Source organism: uncultured Methanobrevibacter sp., from assembly GCF_902774605.1.
Lineage (GTDB): Archaea > Methanobacteriota > Methanobacteria > Methanobacteriales > Methanobacteriaceae > Methanocatella.
Genome location: NZ_CACYJE010000105.1, coordinates 1 through 2,536 on the forward strand (window position 1 = coordinate 1; position 2,536 = coordinate 2,536).

The window sequence follows — 2,536 nt, forward strand, 5'->3', positions numbered from 1 at the left end:
AATGAACTTAGCCGGAAGAGAAAGTTATCTTTTGAAGAACGGGAACGTTATGGACATATAATAACCCGTTCGATCATGGGAAATGCTGACGATAGGGTTGATACCTGTGAAATGACTCTCCAGGAAGGAGATGAACTCTTGATATGTTCAGATGGTTTATATAACGACTGTCCTATAGACTATCTAATAGATACTCTACGTGAGGACAGGTTTGATATAGATAAACAGAATGATGGCTTTACAGATAACCATTCACTTATTTATATATCATTATAATTATGAAAGTGCATTGCGATAAAGTATTGACGACGGATGATTTCGATGTGGAATATGCATCGTGGAAAGGACGGACACTAACAGTGATGGGAGATTATATCAAAGTGAGCCAGGATGGCGTTCAGCCGCGTTATTTTGATACGGTGTACCTCTTTGAGAACTCTGGTGTCCTTGTAGGGTTCAAATATGGCACTCCCCTGAACGAGTGCTTTATCCGCACATCAGACGCTTTGAAATACTCCTACTATCCCCAGGACATCGCAAGATGCTACAGGAACCTGGGCTATTATTATGTTGAGGAGAATGACTTTAAAACAGCCCTTGCACTGTACATTTACAGCATGGAGTATGAGGCAAGCCCCTTGGCATATGCGGAGATAAAGTTCATCCAGTCAAAAACCGGCAATATGGAACTTTCACTCAATGAATGCATAGACATCATTGAAGGCAAGAACATCCAGGTAGGGCCGAATCCTTTTATTTTAGATACTCTTGACGAGTTCATCAGGGAGTATGAGGAAAACAAGCTATACAATCAACTGCTGTATTTTCTGGAGTTGAGGTTTGACTTGAAAAATGATGTTGAGACATTAGGTAAAATAAATGATACAAGAGAGAGGCTTGAAAACTAAACTTATTAATAATATATATTATATAATATATAACAGGTGATTTATAATGTGTTCTAGTGGAGGCCCAATGGCCGATATTGATTTGAAAAAATTGAAAACAAAAAAATACCATTGTAAAGACTGTGGAAATTCCTTTAAAGGACTTGGAAAGAAAGTCGTTTGTCCATCTTGTCAAAGCGACAATGTGGAAATTGCAGAGTAAATACACTTTTACTCTCTTTTTTTATTTTTTTAGTGATTATTATGAATATTGATTTTAAAAATGATGAGATACTGTTTCTTGAGGGCGAAACCGGAATGGTCGGTGTGGTTAAAGTGGCATATGAAGATAAGATGCTTTTCATTGCAACACAGGACAATGAGGAAATCGTCCAGTTTTTAGAATCAGATGACATAATAGCCGTTTCAAACTTCAAAAAGGATAAAAGAGCCATAAGGTCACAGGCCTACCTTAGCCGTGAAGAGTCCTCACCATTGGTGATTCTGAATAAGGATCATCCATCAACAAAACGATTGGAAACCGTCATCTCAATAGGTGATGAGGTGAACCTGAACTGCAACATCACTCCCGGAACCCATCCCGAACAGAATGTATTGTGTTCCTGCGACAGTTTATCCGGACTCGAAATTGTTAAAACACCCACCGGAGTTAGATTGAATAAGGAATTTGACAATTACACCATTGAAGAGTTTTAGGTTGAAATAATGTTGTTCATTGACTCATTTTACATGTTCTTAGGCCAATTGGTAGTGCTTATAGTGGCAATCATCATAATATTGCTGATTATATTCATTATACTTGCTCTTTTGATAGCCAAGAAAAACAAGATAAGGTTTCCAAGATTCCTGTTATATATAGTTGACCTTCTGTACTCACCATTAAAAACAATAGCTCATTTCCTAAAGCTGGACGACAATCTGATTGACGACATTGCAATCAGGGTGAGAAATGACCTTAACAAGGAGCAGTACAACAGAATCCCTGCTGAAAAGACTTTGATCTTTCTACCACATTGTCTCAGGCATAAGGATTGTCCGGCAACACTTCAAAAGGAAGGATTGAACTGCACTGAATGCGGTTTATGCTCAATAGGAGTAATAAAGAAAAAAGCGGAACCTTTAGGATATAAGATGTACATTGTTCCGGGTTCCAGCTTCGTTAAAAAGATAGTTATGGAAAACAAGTTCCAGACTGTTCTTGGCGTTGCATGTCATGAGGACTTAAACCAGATGATGATGTTGCTGTCTGATTTTTACCCTCAAGGGGTTTTGCTTGAAAGGACAGGTTGTTTTGAAACAAAGGTCAATGTTAAAAAAGTATTTGAAAAACTTGATTCCAAATACTAACCTGCCACAATCCTCTGATACAAAACATCTATTTTTAGAAGCATCAACAATTTACTGATTTTAAAGGCATATTATTATAGCGGTTATAGCACTAAACTAATTTAGGGGTCTGAATTTTTTTAATTCAAATTCCTTCTAATATTTATTGTTTTTTAATTTTATCATTTCCATTCATTTTAAATGAGCTGGAAACTAAAAAAGAACTTCAAAATTACTTCAATATTTCTGAGATTTTAAGTGCAGATCAAGTTTACAAAATTTTTTCACAACAAAACGAAGAA

5 protein-coding genes and 1 pseudogene are annotated in these 2,536 nt (G+C 36.5%); all 6 read left to right on the top strand.

Going from position 1 to position 2,536, the window contains the following annotated elements:
- Window positions 1-276, top strand: a 276-nt coding sequence (locus QZU77_RS10745) for a hypothetical protein (RefSeq protein ID WP_295603975.1), incomplete at its 5' end; no start/stop codon positions are given.
- Between the two features lie 2 nt (window positions 277-278).
- Window positions 279-908, top strand: a complete 630-nt coding sequence (locus QZU77_RS10750) for a hypothetical protein (RefSeq protein WP_295603978.1) — start codon at window positions 279-281, stop codon at window positions 906-908.
- 46 nt (window positions 909-954) lie between these two features.
- Window positions 955-1,110, top strand: coding sequence for a hypothetical protein (locus tag QZU77_RS10755; RefSeq protein WP_292896021.1), 156 nt, complete (start codon window positions 955-957; stop codon window positions 1,108-1,110).
- A gap of 41 nt (window positions 1,111-1,151) precedes the next feature.
- Window positions 1,152-1,604 carry a hypothetical protein gene (locus QZU77_RS10760; protein ID WP_295603981.1) on the top strand — a complete coding sequence of 151 codons (453 nt, stop codon included), beginning with the start codon at window positions 1,152-1,154 and terminating at the stop codon, window positions 1,602-1,604.
- Window positions 1,605-1,613: 9 nt separating this feature from the next.
- Window positions 1,614-2,255: a DUF116 domain-containing protein gene (locus QZU77_RS10765; protein ID WP_295603983.1), complete on the top strand. Its 642-nt coding sequence runs from the start codon at window positions 1,614-1,616 to the stop codon at window positions 2,253-2,255.
- Window positions 2,256-2,419: 164 nt separating this feature from the next.
- Window positions 2,420-2,536 (top strand): annotated as a pseudogene (locus tag QZU77_RS10770) (IS5/IS1182 family transposase); the annotation flags it as partial.

What these genes read in the sequence shown, in the direction of transcription:
- QZU77_RS10765 (WP_295603983.1), top strand. Translation starts at nt 1,614, where the DNA reads ATGTTGTTCATTGACTCATTTTACATGTTCTTAGGCCAATTGGTAGTG.
- QZU77_RS10750 (WP_295603978.1), top strand. Translation starts at nt 279, where the DNA reads ATGAAAGTGCATTGCGATAAAGTATTGACGACGGATGATTTCGATGTG.
- QZU77_RS10760 (WP_295603981.1), top strand. Translation starts at nt 1,152, where the DNA reads ATGAATATTGATTTTAAAAATGATGAGATACTGTTTCTTGAGGGCGAA.
- QZU77_RS10755 (WP_292896021.1), top strand. Translation starts at nt 955, where the DNA reads ATGTGTTCTAGTGGAGGCCCAATGGCCGATATTGATTTGAAAAAATTG.